Consider the following 20,737-nt stretch of genomic DNA (forward strand, 5'->3'; position numbering starts at 1 on the left):
AAGCTCGATGGAAAGCAAACGTCTGGATAATGCCGCGCTGGCGGCGGGGATTAGCCCCAATTACATCAATGCCCACGGTAAACCGCAGTCGATTAGCGCCGAAACCAAACGGCGTTTGCTTGACGCGATGCATCAACGTACCGCCACGAAAGTGGCGGTAACGCCAGTCCCGAATGTCATGGTTTATACCAGCGGCAAAAAAATGCCGATGGTGGTGGAGGGCAGCGGCGAATATAGCTGGCTGCTGACCACCGAAGAAGGAACGCAGTACAAAGGCCATGTAACGGGGGGCAAAGCGTTCAATCTACCGACGAAGCTGCCGGAAGGTTATCACACGCTGACACTCACCCAGGACGACCAGCGCGCGCATTGCCGGGTGATTGTCGCCCCGAAACGCTGTTACGAACCGCAGGCGTTGCTGAATAAACAAAAGCTGTGGGGTGCCTGCGTTCAGCTTTATACGCTGCGATCGGAAAAAAACTGGGGTATTGGGGATTTTGGCGATCTCAAAGCGATGCTGGTGGATGTGGCAAAACGTGGCGGGTCGTTCATTGGCCTGAACCCGATTCATGCGCTCTATCCGGCAAATCCGGAGAGCGCCAGCCCATACAGCCCGTCTTCTCGCCGTTGGCTGAATGTGATTTATATCGACGTTAACGCCGTTGAAGATTTCCATCTTAGCGAAGAGGCTCAGGCCTGGTGGCAGTTGCCGACCACGCAACAGACGCTGCAACAGGCGCGCGATGCCGACTGGGTCGATTACTCCACGGTTACCGCCCTAAAAATGACAGCATTACGAATGGCGTGGAAAGGTTTCGCGCAACGTGATGATGAGCAGATGGCCGCGTTTCGCCAGTTTGTTGCAGAGCAGGGCGACAGCCTGTTCTGGCAGGCAGCCTTTGATGCGCTACATGCCCAGCAAGTGAAAGAGGACGAAATGCGCTGGGGCTGGCCTGCATGGCCAGAGATGTATCAGAACGTGGATTCACCAGAAGTGCGTCAGTTCTGCGAAGAACATCGTGATGACGTCGATTTTTATCTCTGGTTGCAGTGGCTGGCTTACAGCCAGTTTGCCGCCTGCTGGGAGATAAGCCAGGGCTATGAAATGCCGATTGGCTTGTATCGTGATCTGGCGGTTGGCGTAGCGGAAGGTGGGGCGGAAACCTGGTGTGACCGTGAACTATATTGCCTGAAAGCATCGGTTGGCGCGCCGCCGGATATCCTCGGCCCGTTGGGGCAGAACTGGGGATTACCGCCAATGGACCCGCATATCATCACCGCGCGTGCCTATGAACCGTTTATCGAGCTGTTGCGTGCCAATATGCAAAACTGCGGCGCATTACGAATTGACCATGTGATGTCGATGCTGCGTTTGTGGTGGATACCGTATGGCGAGACGGCAGATCAGGGCGCGTATGTTCACTATCCGGTGGATGATCTGCTCTCGATTCTGGCACTCGAAAGTAAACGTCATCGCTGTATGGTGATTGGTGAAGATCTCGGTACCGTACCGGTAGAGATTGTCGGTAAGCTGCGCAGCAGCGGTGTGTACTCTTACAAAGTGCTCTATTTCGAAAACGACCACGAGAAGACGTTCCGTGCACCGAAAGCGTATCCGGAGCAGTCGATGGCGGTTGCGGCGACACATGACCTGCCAACGCTGCGCGGTTACTGGGAGTGCGGGGATCTAACGCTGGGCAAAACCCTGGGGCTGTATCCGGATGAAGTGGTACTGCGCGGTCTGTATCAGGATCGCGAACTGGCGAAGCAAGGGCTGCTGGATGCACTGCATAAATATGGTTGTCTGCCGAAACGTGCCGGGCATAAGGCATCGTTGATGTCGATGACGCCGACGCTGAACCGTGGTTTGCAGCGCTACATTGCCGACAGTAACAGTGCTCTGTTAGGACTACAGCCGGAAGACTGGCTGGATATGGCCGAACCGGTGAATATTCCTGGCACCAGTTACCAGTATAAAAACTGGCGACGCAAGCTTTCCGCAACGCTTGAGTCGATGTTTGCCGATGATGGCGTGAACAAGTTGCTGAAGGATTTGGACAGACGGCGCAGAGCTGCAGCGAAGAAGAAGTAGAGTGCGGTTGATGCCGGATGCGATGCTTGACGCGTCTTATCCGGCCTACTAATTCATCCCGAATCGTAGGCCGGATAAGGCGGTCACGCCGCATCCGGCAGTCAGTGTTATCAAATCACCATATTCAGCAGCAGACAGCCTACCAGACCGCACACCGAGATAATGGTTTCCAGCATCGACCAGGATTTGATGGTCTCGCCGATAGTCAGGTTAAAGTACTCTTTGAACAGCCAGAAGCCCGGATCGTTCACATGAGAGAAAATCACACTACCGGAACCAACCGCAATAACCATCAGCTCCGGGCTAACACCCGTCGTTGCAATCAGCGGTGCCGCGATACCACCCGCAGTGATTGCCGCAACGGTTGCGGAACCCAGCGCGATACGCAGTACGGCAGCAATCGACCAGGCCATCAGCAGCGGAGAAATGTTGGTTTCGTGCATCATGGAAGCAATGTATTTGTCCACGCCGCTGTCTACCAGCACCTGCTTGAACGCACCGCCACCACCGATGATCAACAGCATCATCGCAATGATTTTGATGGAAGAAACCAGCGTGTCGTTAATCTGATCCATTGAACGACCACGGTTTAGACCAAAGGTGAACATCGCAATCAGCACGGCAATCAGCGTTGCCATTACCGGGTCACCGAGGAACTCCGCTACCGGCAGGAAAGCGTGACCTTTCGGCAGGATCATTTCGGCAATCGCACGCATCGCCATCAGTACTACCGGCACCAGAGAGGTCCAGACGCTGACGCCAAAGCTCGGCATCTCTTCTTCGCTGAAGGTTTTCGCGCTGTAGAGACCTTCCGGAATTGGCTTATCGATACCTTTCAACACGCGAGCGTAAACCGGACCGGCGAGAATCACGGTCGGGATTGCCAGAATAGTACCGTACAGCAGGGTTTTACCCATATCGGCATTGAAAATGGTGGCAATCGCAGTCGGACCCGGATGCGGTGGCAGGAAGCCGTGGGTCACAGACAGTGCAGCCGCCATTGGTACACCAACATACAGCAGTGGAATATTCGCAGAAGCCGCGATGGTAAACACCAGCGGCAGCATCAGCACAAAGCCCACTTCATAGAACAGGGCAAAACCAACGGTAAAACCGGTCAGTACCACCGCCCACTGGATGTGTTTTTTACCAAATTTGGCAATCAGCGTGGTGGCGATACGTTGTGCGCCACCGCAGTCTGCCAGCATTTTGCCCAGCATTGCGCCAAAACCCATGATCAGGGCAAGGCTACCGAGCGTCCCGCCGACACCGGCTTTGATGGAGCCAATAACTTTATCCAGCGGCATTCCTTGCATTAATCCAACAGCAAGCGCCACGAGGACGAGAGCGATGAAGCCGTTCATTTTGAAGCGGATCATCAGGAGCAACAACAAGATTACACCGATAGCAACAATGACTAATGGCATGATTTACCTGGCCTTTCATTTGTTATGGGTAACGTCAATTTTCTGACGACAAACTCTAATTATCCCAATCGGGAACAGAGATATTGCGGCACCACGACTGATACCCACTAAAACTAATTATTGTAGTCAGATGTCAGGAGTATGTTTGGTACCCATGTGAATGATACGGGTAACATCTGGCGTTTGAGAATCACCAGAGCGGGGTAAATTTAAATTATGAGAGGTTGGTCATATTATCGCGGGGAAACGAACCGAGGATTTGACAAAGCAATGCTGCGCCAACGTCTGGCACATGTTCAACGTAGGCCCGAAATGACGCTTTAGCGTCGCATCGGGCAATCTACAAAAGAGGGGATAACTTAGTAGTAGGAGTGTTCGCCGCGCTGGTGTTCGGTGAGATCGCGCACACCTTTCAGCTCCGGGAATTCGTTCAGCAGCTGCTTCTCGATCCCTTCTTTCAGCGTCACATCGACCATGGAACAACCGTTACAGCCGCCGCCAAATTGCAGAATGGCGTAACCGTCTTCGGTGATTTCCATCAGCGAAACGCGACCACCGTGACCAGCAAGCTGTGGGTTGATCTGCGACTGCAGCATATACTCCACGCGCTCCATCAGCGGTGCATCGTCTGCCACTTTACGCATTTTGGCGTTCGGGGCTTTCAGCGTTAACTGGGAACCCAACTGGTCGGTAACAAAATCGATCTCTGCATCTTCCAGGTATGGTGCGCTTAACTCATCAACATACGCGGTCAGCAGGTCAAATTTCAGGGCTGTGTCGGTGGCTTCCACAGCGTCCGGCGGACAATAAGAAACGCCACATTCAGCGTTAGGCGTGCCAGGGTTAATCACAAATACGCGGATTTGTGTCCCTTCTTCCTGATTTGCCAGCAGTTTGGCAAAGTGCGCTTGTGCAGCATCGGAAATACGGATCATAGTAATGGCCTAATAGTTGACTATTTTAGTTGGTTATAATACGCCCATCATCGAGGCTCTACAAGGTTCGACAAAGGCACCAGACCTGGACAGCCGCCGCACCATTGCGTAAAAGCAACTGCGCAATCTCTGCGACGGTACTTCCGGTGGTAACGACATCATCCACAATCACCATATGGCGACCTTGCACGGGCAATTCAAGACGAAAGGCATTTTTCAGGTTGCGCTTGCGCAGCCGGGCACTGAGAAAATGCTGGGTCGCAGTGGCCCGTGTACGTGTGACGGCTTCGCTATCCCATTGGCAGTGCAACCAGCGTGATAACGGCTGACACAGCAAATCGCTCTGATTAAATCCCCGACGCCAGTGACGCCGCTGCCATAACGGAACGCTGACGATGCGATCCGGCAATTGCAACCCGGTGGTGCGACGAGCGTGTAAGACTTCCAATAGTAACAGACGTGACAGGGCGCTGGCGATTTCACTGCGCCGGGAAAATTTAAGCTGGTGGATAAGCGGACTTAACGGCGGCGCATAGTCGGCAACCGTGACCAGTCTTTGCCAGGGCGGCGGTTTTTGCAGGCAGCGACCGCAGGGAAGATGGGAGTGTGTGGCGGGTAATCCACATTGTGGGCATAACGTTTTATCTGTGCGGGTGGCGCGTGAACAGACCGAACAAATCCCCCAATGACCTAACGCCAGTGGCATTCGGCATAGCCAGCATAATCCCGGTACTGTTAGCATATGTTCATCCTTGTAAGTCAAAAGAGAACAATAGCGGATGAATAACATCTGGTGGCAGACCAAAGGTCAGGGGAATGTTCATCTTGTGCTGCTGCACGGATGGGGACTGAATGCCGAAGTGTGGCGTTGCATTGACGAGGAACTTAGCTCGCATTTTACGCTGCACCTTGTTGACCTGCCCGGCTTCGGGCGTAGCCGGGGATTTGGTGCGCTGTCACTTGCTGATATGGCCGAAGCCGTGCTGCAACAGGCACCTGATAAAGCCATTTGGTTAGGCTGGAGTCTGGGCGGGCTGGTGGCAAGCCAGATTGCGTTAACCCATCCCGAGCGTGTTCAGGCGCTGGTCACCGTGGCGTCGTCACCTTGTTTTAGTGCTCGTGACGAGTGGCCGGGGATAAAACCGGACGTGCTGGCGGGATTTCAGCAGCAACTCAGTGATGATTTTCAGCGTACAGTGGAGCGGTTCCTGGCGTTACAAACCATGGGGACTGAAACGGCGCGCCAGGATGCGCGGGCGTTGAAGAAAACCGTTCTGGCGTTACCGATGCCGGAGGTTGACGTGCTTAATGGCGGGCTGGAAATCCTGAAAACGGTCGATCTCCGTCAGCCGCTGCAAAACGTGTCCATGCCGTTTTTGCGATTGTATGGCTATCTCGACGGTCTGGTGCCGCGCAAAGTGGTGCCGATGCTGGATAAACTTTGGCCTCACAGCGAATCATATATCTTCGCCAAAGCGGCCCATGCGCCATTTATTTCGCATCCGGCCGAGTTTTGTCACCTGCTGGTGGCGTTGAAGCAGAGGGTGTAGGTGGCTTTTGAAATGGCGAGACAGAACTTTACTGACTCGCCGCAGCCAACTCTTCTTCTGACAGCCCGGTAAAGCGCATGATGTCTGCAAGAGGAACTCCGGATTCAAGCATTATTTTGGCTATATGCAGGGCTTTGGATTGTTCCCCCTCCTGCCGCAATCTTTCCGCAATAGTCATTAAACTCTCCTTGTGTTTCGGTGAACGTTCGGCAACGCCGTCGATAAAATCGTTAAAACGTACAGCGTCGCCAGTTTGCAGTATGTAATTAAACAGCCCTTTGATTTGTCTGTCATTAGCGTATCCACTACTTAATAAGCAGGCCATTTGCTCTACCAGCCCCATCAGGTCGCGTTGACGAATATGTTTTTGAATTAACTCCAGCAGCGCCATACGTCGGTGCTGCATGATTTCATCATCAGGCATGACGGTGACATCAATCAGCGGAAATGCGGAGGCATAAAGCTGCCTTGCCAGTTTGGGATCGGCGAAACAATCCAGCCAACACAGCGAATAGGGATAGGGGCTTTCAATACCGTGGTAAAACAACAATGGCACCACCATCGGCAACGTTTTGTATCCAGCATCAAGGTGATTTTGCATTGCGGCAATAGCGTAACGCATCATGCGAAATGCGATCAGTTTGTTTGAGGTGCTTTGATGTTCAATCAGACAATAGATGTATCCTGGTCCTTGTTCCGTTTTCACCGACCACAGCACATCGGAATAGCTTTCACGCAGATCGTCATCAATAAAGCTGCTCGACTCCAGCTTGAGGGTTTTCATATCACAAAGCGCGTGAATGGGTGCCGGTAAATGAAACGCAAGAAAATCACGAGCCGTGTCCGGTTGGCGTAAAAAGAGTTTGAACAGCGCATCGTGTGGGGTGGAACTCTGCTTTTTGCTCATGGCGTTCCTTCACCTGTTGTTTGAATGCCGCGACTCTACGCGCCACTCCACACCTGTGTATTAGCGAGTTTTCATCCCTGCGAGATGCTTTCAAAGGAACTTACGCCGTGCTGCAAGAGTTGCATTTTTATGGAAAGCCGCACGCAAAAAAGCCCGGATGCAGACGCATACCGGGCTTTCCAAAACAGGCGATGGAGTAAGGTTAACGCAGCGCCCACCACTCGCGCAGACAGGCTTTTCCTTCCGGGCAGCTTTTACAACTGCCAGAGAGGCAGCCGTCAGGTTCTTCCTGAATCCGCACGGCTTTGCCCATACTTTCCAGTTGTTGCAGCATGGCGTTAATCATTGGCTGTGGAGTGTTCAATGTCTGGCTTATCTGGGCCGCTTCCATACGGCCCCGTAACGCCAGCAAATCGCGCACCTGAATAAGTGAAGCCATTAATGGCAATCACCGGTGGTGCTGGCTGCGCAGCAACTGCTTACCGACTTGCGGGTTGCCAGCAGTTCGATATCCACCCGGCTACGCGCGCGGCGCAGCAGACCGATAACCACGATGTTAAACAGGATAACCGCCAGAATGCACACCAGGCTGTAAGTTGGATGCTGACTGTAGCTGGCGACCTGATAGAACAATGTTGCCAGTGAGTAAGCGATATTCAGCCCCCACAGGATGGAGAAGCCCATCCAGCCACGGCTTGATTCACGGGCGATAGCCCCCATCACCGAGATACATGGTACATACAGCAGGACGAAAATCAGGTAGCTGTAAGCTGCTGCTGCGCTACCGAATTTCTGATCCATCACGCCCATCGCCCCGGTACCCATTTCGCCGTCGCCTTTGCTGGCTTCAATGGGGTTCATCAGTACGCTAAGGCTGAAGGTGTCTTTCAGGCTCTGCCAGGTTTCATCTATCGCACTGAACAGCTCTTCACCGAGGTTAAATTCTGCCGGATTGAACTCTTCGTCCTGAATATTTTCTGCGGTGTAGAGGGTGTTGAGCGTACCCACTACCACTTCTTTCGCCATGGCACCTGTAAACAGGCCAACCGTTGCCTGCCAGTTATCTTCATGCACGCCAATTGGCTTGAAGACCGGGGTGATCACCCGGCTGACGGACGCCAGCGCCGAGTCGTTGATGTTATCGACGATTTTCCCGCTCAGCGAGAAGCTGTTGAAAGCGCTCAGGAAAATGCTGACGATGATGATCACTTTACCAGCACGCAGAACGAAGCCTTTCAGACGCTGCCAGGTCTGGATAATCAGGCTTTTAACGTGTGGTACATGATAGACCGGCAACTCCATGACAAACGGCGTCGCTTCACCGCGCATGATGGTGTACTTGAGCATCAGGCCAGTCAGCACCGCCATCACAATACCCAGCATATACAGCGAGAAGACCGCCAGCGCACCGTTCTGCCCGAAGAAGGCAGCCGCGAATACTGCGAAGATAGCCAGACGCGCGCCGCAGGACATAAACGGTGCCATCATGATGGTCATCAGACGTTCACGCGGTGCATCAAGCGTACGTGCACCCATTACCGACGGTACGTTACAACCGAAACCGACGATCAGCGGCACAAAGGATTTCCCCGGCAAGCCCAGCGCCTGCATCAGACGGTCCATCACAAACGCCGCACGCGCCATATACCCGGAGTCCTCAAGGAAGGAGAGGAACAGGTACATCATGCCAATCTGCGGCACCAGTGGCAGCACGGTGTTAATGCCGCCACCCAGGCCCTGGGCGAGGAAGATAGTCAGCCAGTCCGGGAAGTGGAGCGTGTAGCCAATCCATTGAATACCATGCACAAATAGCGCCACGGAGCCGACGTCAAACAGCGGCTGTAACGCCCCGCCGATGTTGATAGCCAGCAGGAACATCAGGTACATCACAAAGAGGAAAATCGGCAGACCGAGGAAACGGTTGAGCACGATTTTATCTACCGCAGTGGTGAAACGGCTGGGTTCTGCCGTCAGGGTGTTGCTTACCACATCACAGATGGCAGCAATGCACTGGTAACGCGCATCGGCAATGTGCAGCGCCGGATCGTCCATCTCATTACGCAGACGGGCGAGGGCGGCATCCAGATGCTGCGACGCTTCACCGGCGTAGGCGCGGCTGTAGATATCGCCTTCCAGCATTTGCAGGCCCAGCCAGCGACGTTGTTTCAGCGGGATGTCGGAAGGCATCACTTTTGCCAGTGAATCTGCTTCGTTGAGCAGCGGCTGTGCGTAATGCACCAGTTCCACATTCTCGTTAGCTTTATAGCGATCAATCGCCAGCTTGAGCGCTTCAATACCGCGACCACGGGTTGAAACCAGCGGGATCACCGGACAGCCCAGACGCGCCGACAGAGCATCAATTTCAATACGAATATTTTGCTTCTCGGCAATGTCGAGCATGTTCAGTGCCACAATGCAGGGAATGCCGAGTTCCAGCAGTTGTAGCGTCAGGTACAGGTTACGCTCAAGGTTAGACGCATCCACCACGTTAATCAGCAGGTCGGCGTCGCCACTCAAAATGTAGTGACAGGCGATTTGCTCATCGAGCGAGGTCTGCGATGAGATGGTGGTCAGAGAATAGGTGCCGGGCAGGTCCACCAGCGTGACCTGATGATCGGTGGTGGAGAATTGCCCTTCTTTACGTTCGACGGTAACGCCAGCCCAGTTACCTACACGCTGACGTGAGCCAGTGAGCTGGTTAAATAACGTTGTCTTGCCAGAATTTGGATTACCAATTAAGCCAATGGTTAATTTTTTCATTGTTGTTATCACCGTATTAACAGGAAACCGCTTCCACTTCTAATAAGGCCAGATCTTTTTTGCGTAATACCAGGCTCACACGACGGGTTTCGATATGAATGGGGTCGCCGAGTGGAGCGACGCGCACCACATTAAAAGAGGAGCCAGGTAACATGCCAAGAGAAAGCAGTTTTTGGCGATATGCCGGGCTGATTTCACGGGAAAAGCCAGTGATTTTCCACGCAGTATCTGGAGTGTATTGCATAGGTGCCTACTTGTTTCTCATTAACTGGATAACTACCTCATGGGGCGTTTGACAGCGACATGAGACCAGATGATTTGCCAACAAAGGAGAGATTAAATAATCAACAACACAATGATAATGAGAATGGTTTCTATCAGCAATACTTAAAATGTGTGCGAATGTTGGTTTGAATAATAATCTGACTCAATGTTGATGTGGCTCAAGGTTATATCGCAGCGAAAATATAATTCGAATAGTGAATTACCCGGACTGGCTAATGTTTAATTAAGGTTTCAGTTGTTAATGAAATGATAAATATTGCCGGAATATATTATGAGTTTGGCTGTGGAATAAAAATGCCGGAGATATTCTCCGGCACTTTTATGTCAGGCAAGGCGTTCGTTGCCAGATGCGGCGTGAACGCCTTATCTGCCCTACGATTTCGTGCAAATTCGAACCGTAGGCCAGTACGGGCGTTTAACGTTTTTTGCCCATTGCCGCCGCCAGCGCATCCATCATCGCGCTATTACCGGCAGGCTGCGCTTCACGACCGCGTGGTTTGGCTGCCGGGCGGTTGTTTTGCGGGCGTTCATTACCGCCGCCGCGACGAGCGTTGGTTTCGCCAGGCTGCTCATCCAGGCGCATAGTCAGGGCGATACGTTTACGCTGAAGATCCACTTCCAGCACTTTCACCTTCACAATGTCGCCCGCTTTCACCACGGTATGCGGATCTTCCACAAACTTGTTCGACAATGAAGAGATGTGAACCAGGCCGTCCTGATGCACGCCAATATCGACAAACGCGCCAAAGTTGGTGACGTTGGTCACTGCGCCTTCGAGGATCATACCCGGTTGCAGGTCGTTCATTGTCTCGACGCCATCGGCAAACTGAGCGGTTTTAAATTCCGGACGCGGATCGCGACCCGGTTTTTCCAGCTCTTTGATGATGTCGGTTACCGTCGGCACACCGAATTTCTCATCAGTAAAGTCAGACGCTTTCAGGTTACGCAGTTCGCTGCTGTTACCCATCAGATCTTTCAGTGCCTGCTGTGTTGCTGCCAGAATGCGTTCCACCACCGGATAGGCTTCCGGGTGAACGGTAGACGCGTCCAGCGGGTTATCACCGTGGTTAATGCGCAAGAAGCCCGCGCACTGCTCGAAGGCTTTCGGCCCCAGACGGCTCACTTTTAACAGTTGCTGACGGTTCTGGAACTGACCGTTCTCATCGCGCCAGGCAACGATGTTTTGCGCCATCATGCGCGTCAGGCCCGCCACGCGGGTTAACAGCGGAACAGAAGCAGTGTTGAGATCGACGCCAACGGCGTTTACGCAGTCTTCTACTACTGCGTCCAGTTTGCGGGCCAGTTGCGTCTGGCTGACGTCATGCTGATACTGACCTACGCCGATAGATTTCGGATCGATTTTCACCAGCTCCGCCAGCGGATCCTGCAAACGGCGGGCGATAGACACCGCGCCACGCAGCGAAACGTCGAGATCCGGGAACTCCTGTGCAGCCAGCTCGGAAGCCGAGTAAACCGACGCGCCTGCTTCGCTGACGATTACTTTCTGCGCGGTCACTTTCGGGAACTGCTTCTGCACATCGAGATAGAAACGCTCAGTTTCGCGGGAAGCTGTACCGTTACCGATCGCTACCAGTTCAACGTTATGTTTTTCACACAGCGCAGCAACGGTCATCGCTGCTTTTGCGGCCTGTCCGGTGTGCGGGTAAATGGTGTCGGTCGCCACCAGTTTGCCAGTGGCATCGACCACCGCCACTTTTACCCCAGTACGCAGACCCGGATCGAGGCCCATCGTTGCACGCAGTCCGGCAGGGGCCGCCATCAGCAGATCGTGCAGGTTACGGGCAAAGACGTTGATTGCTTCATCTTCCGCACGTTCGCGCACGGTGCCCATCAGTTCGGTTTCCAGATGCATCAGCACCTTGATGCGCCACGTCCAGCTCACCACGCCTTTGCGCCAGCTATCCGCCGGGGCATTGTTCAGGCGCAGGCCAAGGTGATCCATGATGATTTGCTCGCAATAGCTCTCTTTGGGCGGCTCATCGAACTGTGGATCGGCATTCAGCGAAAGCTGAAGTACGCCTTCGTTACGCCCACGGAACATCGCCAGCGCGCGGTGAGAAGGCACCGTGGACAACGGTTCGTGATGATCGAAATAGTCGCGGAATTTCGCCCCTTCCTCTTCTTTACCGCTCACCACCGTAGAAACCAAATGCGCGTTCTTCCACAGATAATCACGCACTTTCGCCAGCAGCGCGGCATCTTCGGCAAACCGTTCCATCAGGATATAGCGCGCGCCATCCAGCGCGGCTTTGGTATCTGCCACGCCTTTATCGGCATAAACATATTGTGCAGCGGCGACTTCTGGCGTGTGTGACGGATCGCTCCACAGCAGGTCAGCCAACGGCTCAAGCCCTGCTTCAATGGCGATTTGCCCGCGGGTGCGGCGTTTAGGTTTGTAGGGCAGGTAGAGGTCTTCGAGTTCGGTTTTGCTTAGGGTGGCGTTGATGGCCTTCGCCAGATCATCGGTGAGTTTGCCTTGCTCGGAAATGGACTTGAGGATCGCCTGACGTCTCTCTTCCAGCTCGCGCAGATAGCTCAGACGCGTTTCCAGATTACGCAGCTGCGTGTCATCCAGACCGCCGGTGATTTCCTTACGATAACGTGCGATAAACGGCACGGTATTCCCTTCGTCAAGCAGGCGAACGGCAGCGTCAACCTGTTCCGGGCGCGCCTGAATTTCACCCGCAATAATGCGGCAGAACGAATCATTCATCATGGTTTGAGTTCATCTTTTCGGATCAAAAATCAGGGGATAGTTATACGGACTGGCTGGCAAAAATGCCAGCCATCGGCAGGAGGTTAAGACTCTTCCTTACGGTTTCACGTACTCGATAGCATTAACATACCAGCTCGCTTCCCCGGCAGGGGTATTCACCACCGCCAGATCGCCGACTTCTTTTTTCAGCAATGCGCGGGCCATCGGGGAATCGATAGAGATGTAATCTTTACGGCCAAAAATTTCATCGTAGCCGACAATACGGAAACGGTGAGTCACGCCATCGTCGTTTTCAATCTCCACCCACGCGCCAAAAAAGACTTTGCCTTCCTGCTGAGGGGAGTAATCGACGATTTTGAGATTTTCCAGGCATTTAGTGAGATAGCGCACGCGACGGTCGATTTCACGCAGACGCTTTTTATTATACTGATAGTCAGCATTTTCGCTGCGGTCGCCCAGACTTGCGGCCCAGGTCACCTTTTTTGTGACCTCCGGGCGTTCTTCACGCCAGAGATAATTAAGCTCTTGTTTGAGTTTTTCATACCCTTCCCGGGTAACCAGGGGCGTTTTCATCTCGTTGATTCCCTTTGTCTGTTTGATAATGCGCACATTGGGTATAACGTGATCATATCAACAGAATCAATAATGTTTCGCCGAATAAATTGTATACTTAAGCTGCTGTTTAATATGCTTTGTAACAATTTAGGCTGAAATTCATACCAGATTTAGCTGGTGACGAACGTGAGCTTTTTTAAGAATACACGCTTACAAATTGTTGCGAACCTTTGGGAATACAAACAATGCAAGAGAACTACAAGATTCTGGTGGTCGATGACGACATGCGCCTGCGTGCGCTGCTGGAACGTTATCTCACCGAACAAGGCTTCCAGGTTCGAAGCGTCGCTAATGCAGAACAGATGGATCGCCTGCTGACTCGTGAATCTTTCCATCTTATGGTACTGGATTTAATGTTACCTGGTGAAGATGGCTTGTCGATTTGCCGACGTCTTCGTAGTCAGAGCAACCCGATGCCGATCATTATGGTGACGGCGAAAGGGGAAGAAGTGGACCGTATCGTAGGCCTGGAGATTGGCGCTGACGACTACATTCCAAAACCGTTTAACCCGCGTGAACTGCTGGCCCGTATCCGTGCGGTGCTGCGTCGTCAGGCGAACGAACTGCCAGGCGCACCGTCACAGGAAGAGGCGGTAATTGCTTTCGGTAAGTTCAAACTTAACCTCGGTACGCGCGAAATGTTCCGCGAAGACGAGCCGATGCCGCTCACCAGCGGTGAGTTTGCGGTACTGAAGGCACTGGTCAGCCATCCGCGTGAGCCGCTCTCCCGCGATAAGCTGATGAACCTTGCCCGTGGTCGTGAATATTCCGCAATGGAACGCTCCATCGACGTGCAGATTTCGCGTCTGCGCCGCATGGTGGAAGAAGATCCAGCGCATCCGCGTTACATTCAGACCGTCTGGGGTCTGGGCTACGTCTTTGTACCGGACGGCTCTAAAGCATGAGGCGATTGCGCTTCTCGCCACGAAGTTCATTTGCCCGTACGTTATTGCTCATCGTCACCTTGCTGTTCGCCAGCCTGGTGACGACTTATCTGGTGGTGCTGAACTTCGCGATTTTGCCGAGCCTCCAGCAGTTTAATAAAGTCCTCGCGTACGAAGTGCGTATGTTGATGACCGACAAACTGCAACTGGAGGACGGCACGCAGTTGGTTGTGCCTCCCGCTTTCCGTCGGGAGATCTACCGTGAGCTGGGGATCTCTCTCTACTCCAACGAGGCTGCCGAAGAGGCAGGTCTGCGTTGGGCGCAACACTATGAATTCTTAAGCCATCAGATGGCGCAGCAACTGGGCGGCCCGACGGAAGTGCGCGTTGAGGTCAACAAAAGTTCGCCTGTCGTCTGGCTGAAAACCTGGCTGTCGCCCAATATCTGGGTACGCGTGCCGCTGACCGAAATTCATCAGGGCGATTTCTCTCCGCTGTTCCGCTATACGCTGGCGATTATGCTATTGGCGATAGGCGGGGCGTGGCTGTTTATTCGTATCCAGAACCGACCGTTGGTCGATCTCGAACACGCAGCCTTGCAGGTTGGTAAAGGGATTATTCCGCCGCCGCTGCGTGAGTATGGCGCTTCGGAGGTGCGTTCCGTTACCCGTGCCTTTAACCATATGGCGGCTGGTGTTAAGCAACTGGCGGATGACCGCACGCTGCTGATGGCGGGGGTAAGTCACGACTTGCGCACGCCGCTGACGCGTATTCGCCTGGCGACTGAGATGATGAGCGAGCAGGATGGCTATCTGGCAGAATCGATCAATAAAGATATCGAAGAGTGCAACGCCATCATTGAGCAGTTTATCGACTACCTGCGCACCGGGCAGGAGATGCCGATGGAAATGGCGGATCTTAATGCAGTACTCGGTGAGGTGATTGCTGCCGAAAGTGGCTATGAGCGGGAAATTGAAACCGCGCTTTACCCCGGCAGCATTGAAGTGAAAATGCACCCGCTGTCGATCAAACGCGCGGTGGCGAATATGGTGGTCAACGCCGCCCGTTATGGCAATGGCTGGATCAAAGTCAGCAGCGGAACGGAGCCGAATCGCGCCTGGTTCCAGGTGGAAGATGACGGTCCGGGAATTGCGCCGGAACAACGTAAGCACCTGTTCCAGCCGTTTGTCCGCGGCGACAGTGCGCGCACCATTAGCGGCACGGGATTAGGGCTGGCAATTGTGCAGCGTATCGTGGATAACCATAACGGGATGCTGGAGCTTGGCACCAGCGAGCGGGGCGGGCTTTCCATTCGCGCCTGGCTGCCAGTGCCGGTAACGCGGGCGCAGGGCACGACAAAAGAAGGGTAAATAAACGGGAGGCGAAGGTGCCTCCCGTTTTGCTTTCTATAAGATACTGGATAGATATTCTCCAGCTTCAAATCATTACAGTTTCGGACCAGCCGCTACCAGCGCGGCACCCGCAGGGGTGTCGGTGTATTTATCGAAGTTGTCGATAAACAGTTTCGCCAGGGTTTCGGCTTTTTCCTGCCACTGTTCCGGAGAAGCGTAGGTGTTACGCGGATCGAGAATCTTCGTGTCTACGCCCGGCAGTTCGGTTGGGATCGCCAGGTTAAACATCGGCAGAGTGAAGGTTTCTGCATTATCCAGCGAACCGTTGAGGATGGCGTCGATAATGGCGCGGGTATCTTTAATCGAGATACGTTTGCCAGTGCCGTTCCAGCCAGTGTTAACCAGATAAGCCTGCGCGCCCGCCGCCTGCATACGTTTCACCAGCACTTCTGCGTACTGAGTCGGGTGCAGCGACAGGAATGCCGCGCCGAAGCAAGCGGAGAAGGTTGGCGTCGGTTCGGTGATGCCACGCTCAGTACCGGCCAGTTTGGCGGTGAAGCCAGAGAGGAAGTGATACTGGGTTTGATCGGCAGTCAGGCGAGAAACCGGCGGCAACACGCCGAAAGCATCAGCAGTCAGGAAGATAACCTTAGTCGCGTGGCCCGCTTTGGAAACCGGCTTAACAATGTTATCGATGTGATAGATCGGATAAGAAACGCGGGTGTTCTCGGTTTTTGAACCATCATCAAAGTCGATAGTGCCATCTTCACGCACGGTGACGTTTTCCAGCAACGCATCACGACGGATAGCGTTGTAGATTTCAGGTTCCGCTTCTTTCGACAGCTTGATAGTTTTTGCGTAGCAGCCGCCTTCGAAGTTAAACACGCCGTCATCGTCCCAGCCGTGTTCGTCATCGCCAATCAGGCGACGTTTCGGGTCGGTGGAAAGGGTGGTTTTACCGGTGCCGGAAAGGCCGAAGAACACCGCAACATCGCCTTTCTCACCAACGTTGGCGGAGCAGTGCATAGAAGCGATACCTTTCAGCGGCAGCAGGTAGTTCATCATCGAGAACATCCCTTTCTTCATTTCGCCGCCGTACCAGGTGCCGCCAATCAGCTGCATGCGCTCGGTCAGGTTAAACGCCACGAAGTTTTCGGAGTTGAGACCCTGTTCTTTCCACTGCGGGTTAGTGCACTTCGCGCCGTTCATAACGATAAAGTCTGGTTTGAAACCTGCCAGTTCTTCATCGCTCGGGCGAATAAACATGTTTTTGACAAAATGCGCCTGCCAGGCCACTTCGGTGATGAAACGGACGGAAAGACGAGTATCCGGGTTCGCACCACAGAAAGCGTCGACAACGAACAGACGTTTGCCGGAAAGCTGCCTGGTCACCAGGCCTTTCAGATGCTGCCAGGTTTCCGGAGAGAGAGGTTTGTTGTCGTTCTTACCTTTGCCTTTGTCTGCCCACCAGAAAGTATCGCGAGTGGTATCGTCACGGACGATATACTTATCTTTTGGTGAACGACCGGTGAAGATCCCGGTATCGACGGCAACGGCACCCAGATTAGTTAACACCCCGCGCTCATAACCTGTCAGGCTCGGATCGAGCTCTTCCTGATACAGCAGGTCGTAGCTTGGGTTGTAAACGATATCATGTACGTCACTGATACCATAAGCCTCGAGTTCTTGCGGGGTCAAACCATTGTTAACGCGCATTTCACTGCTCCTTAGCCAATATGTATTGCCTGAATAGTAAAGTCTTTTTGGGGGTGTTAACCGCGACAAGGCTCATAGATTTACGTATCTGGAGAAATTCATATTTGACAAAAAACTCCGTGATTCCTGTCACGAAACGGTTGCTATTATCGCAGAAATAGCATTTTAGGTGTGGAAAATGTTCTCAAAAGGTTAAATCTTGGTTTATATGGCGGGAATATTGTGAGTGGAATCGCATTCCTGAATGAAATTGATGCAAATTCAACCGGTAAAGTATCGATTCACCACGCTAACTTTTTTTGATTATTTTCTGAAAAAAGCAAAATACTACTGCCCGGATGCGATAATTAACCCACCTTTTGATTCTGGATAACCAACATGGATAACGTTGAACTTTCACCCGCAACACGCTGGGGGATGATTGCTACCGGATTACTTCAGGGTCTGGTTTGCTACCTGCTGATCGCCTGGCTTTCCGGAAAAAATCACAGTTGGATTGTTTATGGCGTGCCTGCGACCGTCGCGTTTTCATCCGTTTTACTCTTCTCCGTGATCTCTTTTAAACAGAAGCGCCTTTGGGGATGGCTGGCGCTAGTGTTTATTGCCACGCTGGGGATGAGCGGCTGGCTGAAGTGGCAAACTGATGGCATGAACCCCTGGAGAGCTGAAAAGGCGCTTTGGGATTTTGGTTGCTATCTGCTGTTGATGGCAATGTTGTTGCTACCGTGGATACAACAAAGCCTTCGCATCCGCAATGACAGTAGCCGCTATCGCTATTTTTACCAGTCAGTATGGCATAACGTACTTATATTACTGGTGATTTTTCTCGCCAATGGCTTGACGTGGCTGGTGCTTTTACTGTGGAGTGAGTTGTTTAAACTTGTTGGCATCACGTTTTTCAATACGCTCTTTTTTGCAACCGACTGGTTTATTTATCTCACGTTAGGTCTGGTTACCGCGCTGGCGGTGATCCTCGCGCGAACACAGTCACGTTTAATCGACTCTATTCAAAAGTTGTTCACGTTAATCGCCACGGGGTTGCTGCCGTTAGTATCATTGCTAACCCTGATGTTTATCATCACCCTGCCGTTTACGGGCCTGAGCGCGATTTCTCGCCACATCTCCGCCGCCGGGTTGCTGTTGACGCTGGCCTTTTTGCAATTGATCTTAATGGCTATTGTCCGCGATCCGCAAAAAGCGTCACTTCCCTGGACAGGGCCGTTGCGTTGCCTGATTAAAACCGCTTTGCTGGTTGCTCCGCTGTATGTGTTCGTCGCCGCCTGGGCGTTATGGCTGCGGGTCGCTCAGTACGGCTGGACTGTCGACCGCTTGCAGGGCGTGCTGGCGGTGCTGGTGTTACTGGTGTGGTCGCTGGGGTATTTTGTCAGCATCGTCTGGCGTAAAGGGCAAAATCCCGTTGTTCTTCAGGGCAAAGTGAACCTTGCGGTTTCGTTATTGGTGTTGGTGATACTGGTGCTTCTTAATTCGCCGGTGCTGGACAGTATGCGCATTAGCGTGAACAGCCATATGGCGCGTTATCAGAGCGGCAAAAACACGTCAGACCAGGTAACTATCTACATGCTCGAGCAGAGCGGTCGCTATGGACGTGCTGCGCTTGAGTCGCTGAAAAGCGATGCCGGGTTTATGAAAGACCCGAAACGCGCGCGGGATCTGCTGATGGCGTTAGATGGAGAGCAACATCTTCAGCAACAGGTATCGGAAAAAGTATTAGCCGATAATGTGTTAATTGCCCCTGGTTCTGTTAAACCTGATGCGACATTCTGGTCGGCCTTAATCCAGGATCGCTATAACGTGATGACCTGTATTGAAAAAGACGCCTGCGTCCTGGTCGAGCAAGATCTGAATAGTGATGGTCAGGCGGAGCGGATCCTGTTTGCTTTTAATGATGACAGAGTCATTGTCTATGGCTTTGACTCAGACAGAAAAGAATGGGACGCGCTTGATATGAGTTTACTTCCGAACGAAATAACGAAAGAAAAATTACTCACAGCTGCGAAGGATGGAAAACTGGGGACGAAGCCTAAAGCGTGGCGCGATCTTGTAGTGGATGGTGAAAGGCTGAATGTGAATCTGAATGAGTGACAAAGCGCATCAGGTGTATTAGTCGTAAAATCCGGCAGAGCCCTCTCTGCCGGACATACTCATTAATGAACTTGCGGATCTGCCGGAGACGCGTTGTTGCGGATTTCAGCAATATCCATCGCATTGAACAGATAGTGGTTACCGCAGTAATCACAATGCATGTCAATTTCGCCATCTTCCGCCAGGATGCTATCAACTTCTTCATCAGGCAGCGTTTTCAGCGCATCGGCGCAACGTTCACGCGAGCAGGTGCATTTGAACTCCACATCCTGCGGATCGTAAACCGTCACCTCTTCTTCGTGATACAAACGCCACAACACTTCGTTTGCCGGTAAGGTCAGCAGTTCTTCGGTTTTGATGGTTTCGGTTAGCGTCGCCAGGTGGTCAAAGTCGTCCTGCTGGGCATTTTGCGCAGGCATTACCTGCAACAACATACCGCCTGCAGCCGGTTTGCCGTCTACGTCGCCGGTGCGAATAAACAGGCGCGTCGGCAGCTGTTCAGAACGCATAAAGTAATCTTCCAGGCAGGCCGCCAGGGTATCACCTTCCAGACCAACTACGCCCTGATAGCGTTCGCCTTCGCTCGGGGTAATGGTGATCACCACGTAACCATTGCCGACCAGCGTTTTCAGGTCGGCATTTTCTGGAATTTCGCCCTGCACGCGCGCCACACCGCGCATCTGCTGGTTATTGTTACCGTTAATAACCGCCAGATTCATCGGACCGTCGCCCTGCAGCTGTACGGTGATATCACCATCAAACTTCAGCGTAGCGGTTAACAGGCTGGTCGCAACCAGCAGTTCTGCCAGCACGTTTTTAACGGGCTGCGGATAATCGTGGTTCTCAAGGATCTGTTGCAGGGTTTCCGAAACGGTTACCAGTTCGCCGCGCACGGCAAAGTTTTCAAACAGATAGCGATGTAATTGGTCATGTTGCGGCATAATCATCTCTCTTGCAGGTGACAGTTATTCACTGTCGCCGTGTTTAAATCGTAACAGGTCGCGGCGCTCTTTTTTGTCCGGGCGTCGGTCCGGGTGCGGCATGGTTAAGGCATTAAGTTTACGTGCCAGCGCCATTTTTTCGCGTTTCTCTACACTTTCCGCAGTCTCTTCATACAGCAAGGCTGCCTCGCTGGCGGGGCGACGCTGTTCAGTAATCGCCTTTACAATCACCGTGCGTTCGTCATTTCCCTGGCGCAGAGTGAGCGTGGCATTCAGCTCGACGATTTTGCTCGGCTTGCTGCGCTGCCCGTTGTAATGCACCTTACCGCCTTCAATCATTTCACGGGCCAGCGCGCGGGTTTTATAAAAACGGGCAGCCCATAGCCATTTATCCAGTCGAACCTCAACAGCAGGTTTCTCTTTCATGGCGTCT

Annotated in this window: 17 protein-coding genes; 5 read left to right on the plus strand and 12 right to left on the minus strand. The window is 52.9% G+C overall.

The features are described from left to right. Positions 1 to 7 precede the first annotated feature (7 nt). The gene (gene malQ, locus KXD89_RS01510; RefSeq protein WP_000444342.1) at positions 8 to 2,092 is read left to right on the plus strand and encodes a 4-alpha-glucanotransferase; all 2,085 of its coding nucleotides are present in this window, start codon (positions 8 to 10) and stop codon (positions 2,090 to 2,092) included. Between the two features lie 110 nt (positions 2,093 to 2,202). On the opposite strand, the gene gntT is transcribed toward malQ, so the two are convergent. The 3 genes from gntT to gntX form a co-directional block, all read right to left on the minus strand. Then, on the minus strand, positions 2,203 to 3,519 hold the full coding sequence (gene gntT, locus KXD89_RS01515; RefSeq protein ID WP_001131758.1) for a gluconate transporter: 1,317 nt from the start codon (positions 3,517 to 3,519) through the stop codon (positions 2,203 to 2,205). 359 nt (positions 3,520 to 3,878) lie between these two features. Next, positions 3,879 to 4,454, minus strand: a complete 576-nt coding sequence (gene nfuA / locus KXD89_RS01520) for a Fe-S biogenesis protein NfuA (protein ID WP_000619389.1) — start codon at positions 4,452 to 4,454, stop codon at positions 3,879 to 3,881. A 58-nt stretch (positions 4,455 to 4,512) separates the two neighbouring features. Beyond that, on the minus strand, positions 4,513 to 5,196 hold the full coding sequence (gene gntX, locus KXD89_RS01525; RefSeq protein WP_001333371.1) for a DNA utilization protein GntX: 684 nt from the start codon (positions 5,194 to 5,196) through the stop codon (positions 4,513 to 4,515). Between the two features lie 37 nt (positions 5,197 to 5,233). Between gntX and bioH the strand changes: the two genes are divergently transcribed. Next, complete coding sequence (gene bioH, locus KXD89_RS01530) at positions 5,234 to 6,004, plus strand: pimeloyl-ACP methyl ester esterase BioH (protein ID WP_001060070.1); 771 nt, start codon at positions 5,234 to 5,236, stop codon at positions 6,002 to 6,004. A 28-nt stretch (positions 6,005 to 6,032) separates the two neighbouring features. On the opposite strand, the gene rpnA is transcribed toward bioH, so the two are convergent. The 6 genes from rpnA to greB form a co-directional block, all read right to left on the minus strand. Continuing rightward, positions 6,033 to 6,911, minus strand: a complete 879-nt coding sequence (gene rpnA, locus KXD89_RS01535; RefSeq protein WP_000039062.1) for a recombination-promoting nuclease RpnA — start codon at positions 6,909 to 6,911, stop codon at positions 6,033 to 6,035. A 202-nt stretch (positions 6,912 to 7,113) separates the two neighbouring features. Beyond that, positions 7,114 to 7,350: a [Fe-S]-dependent transcriptional repressor FeoC gene (feoC, locus tag KXD89_RS01540; protein WP_000157586.1), complete on the minus strand. Its 237-nt coding sequence runs from the start codon at positions 7,348 to 7,350 to the stop codon at positions 7,114 to 7,116. Then, positions 7,350 to 9,671 carry a Fe(2+) transporter permease subunit FeoB gene (gene feoB / locus KXD89_RS01545; RefSeq protein WP_000737039.1) on the minus strand — a complete coding sequence of 774 codons (2,322 nt, stop codon included), beginning with the start codon at positions 9,669 to 9,671 and terminating at the stop codon, positions 7,350 to 7,352. The genes feoC and feoB overlap by 1 nt, the downstream gene beginning before the upstream one ends. Positions 9,672 to 9,687: 16 nt before the next feature. Continuing rightward, on the minus strand, positions 9,688 to 9,915 hold the full coding sequence (gene feoA / locus KXD89_RS01550) for a ferrous iron transporter A (protein WP_001200455.1): 228 nt from the start codon (positions 9,913 to 9,915) through the stop codon (positions 9,688 to 9,690). A 456-nt stretch (positions 9,916 to 10,371) separates the two neighbouring features. Beyond that, the gene (locus KXD89_RS01555) at positions 10,372 to 12,693 is read right to left on the minus strand and encodes a Tex family protein (protein ID WP_000980727.1); all 2,322 of its coding nucleotides are present in this window, start codon (positions 12,691 to 12,693) and stop codon (positions 10,372 to 10,374) included. Between the two features lie 96 nt (positions 12,694 to 12,789). Then, a complete protein-coding gene (gene greB, locus KXD89_RS01560; protein WP_000856737.1) occupies positions 12,790 to 13,266 on the minus strand; it encodes a transcription elongation factor GreB in 477 nt (158 codons plus the stop codon). Positions 13,267 to 13,493: 227 nt separating this feature from the next. Here greB and ompR point away from each other — a divergent pair, with 227 nt between their 5' ends. Together ompR and envZ are read left to right on the plus strand one after the other, a co-directional pair. Beyond that, positions 13,494 to 14,213 (plus strand): two-component system response regulator OmpR, encoded by a 720-nt coding sequence (gene ompR, locus KXD89_RS01565; protein ID WP_001157751.1) that lies wholly within the window; start codon positions 13,494 to 13,496, stop codon positions 14,211 to 14,213. Next, positions 14,210 to 15,562: a two-component system sensor histidine kinase EnvZ gene (gene envZ / locus KXD89_RS01570; RefSeq protein ID WP_001253696.1), complete on the plus strand. Its 1,353-nt coding sequence runs from the start codon at positions 14,210 to 14,212 to the stop codon at positions 15,560 to 15,562. Before ompR ends, envZ begins: the two co-directional genes overlap by 4 nt. 75 nt (positions 15,563 to 15,637) lie before the next feature. On the opposite strand, the gene pckA is transcribed toward envZ, so the two are convergent. After that, on the minus strand, positions 15,638 to 17,260 hold the full coding sequence (pckA, locus tag KXD89_RS01575) for a phosphoenolpyruvate carboxykinase (ATP) (protein ID WP_001265681.1): 1,623 nt from the start codon (positions 17,258 to 17,260) through the stop codon (positions 15,638 to 15,640). Positions 17,261 to 17,638: 378 nt separating this feature from the next. Here pckA and KXD89_RS01580 point away from each other — a divergent pair, with 378 nt between their 5' ends. Then, on the plus strand, positions 17,639 to 19,363 hold the full coding sequence (locus tag KXD89_RS01580) for a DUF4153 domain-containing protein (RefSeq protein WP_000370879.1): 1,725 nt from the start codon (positions 17,639 to 17,641) through the stop codon (positions 19,361 to 19,363). Between the two features lie 62 nt (positions 19,364 to 19,425). On the opposite strand, the gene hslO is transcribed toward KXD89_RS01580, so the two are convergent. After that, on the minus strand, positions 19,426 to 20,304 hold the full coding sequence (gene hslO / locus KXD89_RS01585) for an Hsp33 family molecular chaperone HslO (protein ID WP_001135574.1): 879 nt from the start codon (positions 20,302 to 20,304) through the stop codon (positions 19,426 to 19,428). A 24-nt stretch (positions 20,305 to 20,328) separates the two neighbouring features. Next, the gene (gene hslR, locus KXD89_RS01590) at positions 20,329 to 20,730 is read right to left on the minus strand and encodes a ribosome-associated heat shock protein Hsp15 (RefSeq protein WP_000660483.1); all 402 of its coding nucleotides are present in this window, start codon (positions 20,728 to 20,730) and stop codon (positions 20,329 to 20,331) included. Positions 20,731 to 20,737 lie beyond the last annotated feature (7 nt).

Origin of the sequence: Escherichia sp. TC-EC600-tetX4 (assembly GCF_019356055.1) — a bacterium.
In the GTDB taxonomy this organism is placed as follows: domain Bacteria; phylum Pseudomonadota; class Gammaproteobacteria; order Enterobacterales; family Enterobacteriaceae.